The 5,725-nt window shown below is 69.9% G+C and carries 4 protein-coding genes; all 4 read right to left on the reverse strand.

Annotation, left to right across the window (positions count from 1 at the left end; genetic code table 11):
• Window positions 1-784 (reverse strand): DUF2510 domain-containing protein (locus tag K8V84_RS11235; protein WP_304073943.1); only part of this gene is annotated, 784 nt, incomplete at its 3' end.
• A gap of 99 nt (window positions 785-883) precedes the next feature.
• Entirely contained in the window at window positions 884-1,543 is a 660-nt protein-coding gene (locus tag K8V84_RS11240) for a hypothetical protein (RefSeq protein ID WP_304073945.1), read from the reverse strand.
• 380 nt (window positions 1,544-1,923) lie between these two features.
• Window positions 1,924-3,684, reverse strand: coding sequence for a substrate-binding domain-containing protein (locus tag K8V84_RS11245; protein WP_304073947.1), 1,761 nt, complete (start codon window positions 3,682-3,684; stop codon window positions 1,924-1,926).
• A 408-nt stretch (window positions 3,685-4,092) separates the two neighbouring features.
• The coding region (locus K8V84_RS11250) for a substrate-binding domain-containing protein (RefSeq protein WP_304073949.1) at window positions 4,093-5,725 on the reverse strand (1,633 nt) is incomplete at its 5' end.

A 5,725-nucleotide genomic window follows, 5' to 3' on the forward strand; every position in this document is an offset into this window, starting at 1 on the left:
CCGCGGTACGTGGGGCCTCGCCGACCTCATCCGGGTTGAAGACGGCCGTGCGGGGAGCGTCGCCGGTCCCGCCCTGACCGATCTCGTCGGGGTTGAACACGGCGGTGCGCGGGGTCTCGCCGGCGCCGCCGTCTCCGAGGTCGGCCGTGGGCGTCTCGTCGCCGGTCAGGTCCGCGGTGGGGAGCCCGTCCTCACCGGCTCGGGGCAGAACGGAAGGGTCGACCCGGATGGTCGCGCCGGTGTCGTCGCCGGGGGCGTCGACCGGTGTGCCCTCACGGATGTCCCGAGCAGCGCTCCCAAGGTCCGCGGTGGCCTCGTCGTCCTCGTCCCGACTCCAGGACGGGTCGATCCGCATGGTGCTCGGCTCGTCACCGACCGGGGTGGGCGGTGCGGGGGTGGCGGCGGACTCCTGCCAGGAGGGGTCGATCCGGACGGTGCCCTGGTCGTCGTCGGACCCGGAGGGGGGACCGGGAGTGGGGGAGGCCTGCCGAGCCCAGGACGGGTCGATCCGCATGGTGCTCGGCTCGTCTTCGATCGGAGCGGGCGACGGCGTCGACGAACCCAGCCGGACCGTGCCTTCCTCGTCGTCATCTCCGGGGGAGGTGCCCCCGTCCTGTCCGCCCAGGTAGGTGGTGGCGGCTTCCTCGTCGGAGCCATCGGCGCCGCCCTGGAGCTCGCTCAGTGAACGGGTATGCCGCGTCCACCCCTCACCGTTCCACCATCTGAGCGTCTGTGCGTCGCCCTGCGGGTCCGCGTACCAACCCGGCTCGATAGATCCACCCATGGGCGACAGACTAAGGGGTTTCGGAGCCGTACTTAACCAGTGGTATCCGTTTCTCCGAGAAGGTGGGGGATCGAGGGGTCGAGTGCTTGCGAAAAGTGCCTAAGTGGCTACCGAGGGTTGTGGGTCCTGGTGTGCGAGAGGCATGCCGGAACCCCTCGGGAGCGGGGGGACCCCTTGCCCGCCGGACGCCCCGGCGCCGCCACCGGAGAGGATCCGTCCGGGGGAGACGGGGCCGGGTGCGGTGGCGACCGAACCCGGCACCTGGTCGTGGCCGAAGTGACCGCCCCGGGACCAGCGGCGCACCGTCTCCTCGACCCCGACGGCCCTGTTCCCAGGAGGTCCGGCCGGCCAGGTCCGGGACACGCCCCAGGAGTCCAGCCACTCCAAAAGCGCGGACAGGCCCGTCATGGGGCCGTTGGTGAAGGGTCGCGTCTTCGTGCCCACCACGGCCACCACGAGGCACACGCGCCCCTCGTCGCCGTGGTCCAGGTAGTGGCCATAGGTCGTGGTGTGGCCCAGCGCCATCCCCGCTCGGCGGGTGGCGGCGAGCAGTTGGACGACCTGCCCGCTCACCGGGTTCCACACCAGGTGCGTGGCCTGGCCCTCGTGGATCAGTCGTCGTGCCTCCTCGGCCGCCGACCACACGCCCGGATCGCTGTCGGTCACCGTCCACACCGCTCGTGGGGCCCCGACCCCGTTCGCCGTGCGGACGGGCCCGCCGTCGATCCTCTCGGCACCGGGCATCCACGCCTTCGCCATGGCACTCCCTATCCGGTCGCACTGCTCGTCGTGCCTTGGGATCCGGGTCGAGAGGGCCTGCGACAGCCCGGATCCAGGTCTATCCGTGGTACGCCACCGGGAGTGAGAAGTCCATAGCTCTTCGGCGTCCGGTTAGGTTCATGTCACCTTCCGTTCCGTGCACCGCACCCGAGGGCACACGCGTCCCTGCACAGCCCCGGAGGCGCTATGAGACACCAGATGAACCGGTAAGGGACGGTCCGGAATGGTTGTGGTCGGACCGCAACGACCGGGTCCACCTCGGCTCGGCGTCGGGCCTACCGCCGGACACGACGAAGGGGCCGGGCCGCGGTCTCCACCACGGCCCGGCCCCGGCCCGTTCGCGCCCCGAGGCGCCGGGGTCACTCCTCGGCGTCCTCCTCGGCGATCCGCAGCGAGAACGCCTGCAGGAAGATCTCACCGATCTCCGTCGGGTCCTCCGTCATGTACGCGGCGCCGCCGGTGGCCGCGGCGATCTGCTGCAACGGTTCCAGGTGTTGAACGTCCGGACCGAAGGCGATCGTGATGATCGGGATCGGACGGGAGGGGCTGGACAGTTCGTTGATCTGATCCAGCAGCTCCTCCAGCTCCATGCCGCCGGGGTTGTCGTTGTCCCCGTCGGTGAGCATCAGGATGACGTTGGTGCGGTCCGGCTGGTAGTTGGTGGACATCTCCTGGTAGGCGGCCAGGTAGGTCTCGTACAGGGCCGTGTCGCCCTGCGGGAGGGGTTGCAGGTTCTGCAGGGCCGAGCCGATCACGTCGCGGTGCGTGTTGCCGTTCTCGTCGGTGGCCTGCAGTTCGCGGACGGGGGCGAGCTCCTGGTAGTGGAGGCCGTCGTTGACGTTGGTGGAGAACTCCCACAAACCCAGCTCGGAGGTCTCGGTGAACATCTGCAGCCCCTCACCGGAGGCCGCAGCGGTCACCTGCATACGGGTCAGCCCGGTCCCGGGGACCTCCGCCAGCATCGAGCCGGAGACGTCCACGATGGTGAGGACACGTGAGTCCATCTTCATCTGGGTCCAGGAGCGGGTCAGGTCGGTGATGGAACTGTCCGACGGGGCGGCCAGCTCGGCCGGTTCCCCCTCGGTGAACCCGGCGTCGGTGGACAACACGGAGGAGTCGGCCTGGCCCTCGGGGCCGCGGAACCCCTCGTCGAGCAGGCGCCGTTGGGCCTCGTCGGAGCGCACCGCGGTGCGGAACACCTCGGCGGCGCGGGTGATGTCGCTTTCCTCGCTGCGCACGATGTAGGGGAAGTCGAGGAAGTAGGTGCCGTCGTCCAGGTAGCCGGGACGGGCCGGGTTGTCGGAGTGGGCCGCGTTGTAGCGCCACACGGCCTGCTCCGACATCACCATGACGGGCGGGGAGGTCTCCTTGCCGCCGCTCAGCGCGAGGAACGCGGCCTCCTCGTCGGCCGACGCGCCCTGGTGCAGGGACTGAAGGGCCGCGGTCATGTGCGCGTTGAAGGTGTCCGCGTCGGGGCTGGACTCCTCCAGCGCCCCCTGCAACAGGTAGAGGGTGCCCAGGCCGCTGGAGCTGCGGACCGGGTCGACCACGCGGACGGTGCGACCGCTCTCCTCGCCGGGGGCGGCGGTGGGGACCACGTCCGTCCAGGTGGTGGTCTCTTCGTCGGTCTCGGCGAACCGGGCGAGCTCGGCCAGGACCAACGGGGTGCGGGCGACGGAGGTGCCGGTCTCGGTGATGACGGCGTCGCCGGCCTGGCTCTGCACCAGGCGGCTCCACATCGAGGAGTCGGGGATCCACACGTCGGAGTCGGTGTCGCCCATGGTCGCCCCGGAACCGGTGATGCCGTAGGCGACGTTGGCCGAGTCGACCTGGCGCACCTCGGCGCGTACACAGTTGCCGTCGACGTGGTGGTCCTCGGCGTTGAAGTCGTGGGCCACGTCGGTCAGGGCGGGGCCCAGTTCGGGGCTGACCGCGATGTCCAGTTCGATGTCGGAGCCGCCGCAGCCGCCCTTGTTGCCGAACATGTACACGCCCGCTACGGCGAGGCCGACGACGATCACCATCGCGGCGGCCAGAGCGATGAACGCCCCGCCGCGGCCACGACGGCGCCTGCTCCGGCCGGAGGGTTCTTCTGCGTATTTTCCGCGGTGACGTCCCACAGCTTTCCTCACGGGGTGGTGTACGGACGGATCTCGTACAGGGGGATGATCGGGTACGGGGATGGGTGGTACGGGTGAATCCGTACGTACCGGTTCGACTCGGGGTGAGGCGAACGTATGAGTGTTACTGGTGGGAACCGTACTCAAAGCCCCAGACCGAGTGAATGGGGGATGGCTCGCCGGTGAGGGGGGCGGGTCGTGGTCCGGGGGTGTGAAACCGGGGTGTAGTGGCGGTCACCTTGGGGAACCCGGCCGGGCCGGTCCCCGAGGCCGCTCGGGAACCGGTCCGTCCGAAATGCGATTCCGATATTCAATCGAGACCATTGGTGTCGGCGTGGCCGTTCGACGTGTCGGGGCGGCCGGCCTTCCCCGCCGGGTACCCGACCCGCCGACCACCGGACCGACCGATCAGTTCTCGCAGTTGGGCACGCACAGGCGGCGCGAGATCGAGCTGAGGAAGAAGTCGCCGATCTCCGCGGGGTCCTCGGTGACGAACGACGAACCGCTCGTGGCCCGCGCGATCTGCGCCAGTTCCTGCTCCTCGGCCTGGTCGCCGAAGCCGATGATGAACATCGTGACCGGACGCTCCGGGTCGAAGCGGTCCTGTAGGGCGGCCACCAGCTCGTCGTGGGAGATCTCGCTGGAACCCTCGTCCTGACCGGCGGTCAGCAGGATGACGCTGTTGATCTTGTCCTCGTGGTAGTCGTCCTGCACCTCGTCGTAGGCGGCCAGGATGTTGTCGTACAGGCGCGAGTCGCCGCCCTGCGTCTCCAGGTCCTCGGCGACCGCGGTCATCTCCTGGCGACGCGTCACGTCCCCGTCGTCGGCCTGACCCAGCGGATGCATCTCCGCGGCCTCCTCGCGACCGTTCTCGCCGTACCGGTCGGACATCAGCCACAGGCCCATGTCGGTCTCGTCCGGGAACAGCGACAGACCCAGGAGCGCGGCCTGTTTGGCGATCTCGATCCGGGCGGGGCCGCCGTTGAGGTCCTCGGCCATGTTCTGGGAGGCGTCGGCCAGCACCAGCGTACGGCTGGGCATCGACAGCCGGTTCCAGTCGGTGACCGAGGCCAGCAGGGCGTCGCCGGTCAGCTTCTCGTGCGTGGGAGGAGCCGCCGCCTCGATACCGGGCTGGGCGGCCAGCACCGAGGACGCCTCACCGTTCGGGTCGCGGAAACCGAGCTCGCGAAGGCGACCGCGGTAGGCGTCGCCGCCGACCACCTGGTAGAGGTCGGCGGCGGCCGACTGCAGCGCGGACTCCTCGGTGACGGTCACGTAGGGGTAGTCGAGACCGACGGTGCCGTCCTCGACGTAGTGCGCCTGCAATTCGGGTGCGGAGTCGGCGCGGCGCAGGTTGTAGGAGACCACCGCCTGTTCGGGCACCGCGATGACCGGGTCCTGCCGGTCCTTTGAGGCGGCCGAACCGGTGAACACGGTGGTCAGGTCCAGCTCCCCGAAGGCCGAGTCCATCTGGACCTCGCGGACGAAGTCGGTCATGGCGGTGTCGGCGTCGTCACCGGTGCCCAGGTGCTCGCGGATCGCGTGCATCACCGTCATGCCGTCGGCGCCGCGGTTGGGGTCGACCATCACCACGGGCCGGTCGGGGTCGCGTTCCCCGGGCAACAGCATGGTCCAGTCGGCCTCGTCCTGGTCGGGCATGCCCTTGGTGTCCGGAGGGGCGGCCAGAACCACGGGGGAACTGGCCAGGGAGGGAGGGTCGGTCTCGATGCCGTGCGCGCCGCCGGCCGAGACCCGGGCCAGCTCCACCCAGGCCGAGGACTCGGGGATCCACACGTGCGGGGTGATGCTCGATTCGCCCAGCTGGTTTCCGGACAGGGCGTCCATGATGCGGTGCGGGGCGATCTCGTCGACCTGCGCGTACACGCACACGTCGCCGTAGCGGGGTTCGTCGGAGTTGAACTCCGTGGCGGCCTCGCGCAGTACGGGTGCGACGCTCTGGGTCGTGGACACCCGCAGGTAACGGGTGTCCCCGCAACCGAGGACGTTCATACCGACCGGCACGGCGATGGCCGCGACGGCG

The organism is Nocardiopsis listeri (genome assembly GCF_020741345.1).
Classification (GTDB): Bacteria; Actinomycetota; Actinomycetes; order Streptosporangiales; family Streptosporangiaceae; genus Nocardiopsis; species Nocardiopsis listeri_A.

Bases quoted from the DNA above. Each gene is read 5' to 3' on its own strand.
- K8V84_RS11240 (WP_304073945.1), bottom strand. From the start codon at position 1,543: ATGGCGAAGGCGTGGATGCCCGGTGCCGAGAGGATCGACGGCGGGCCC.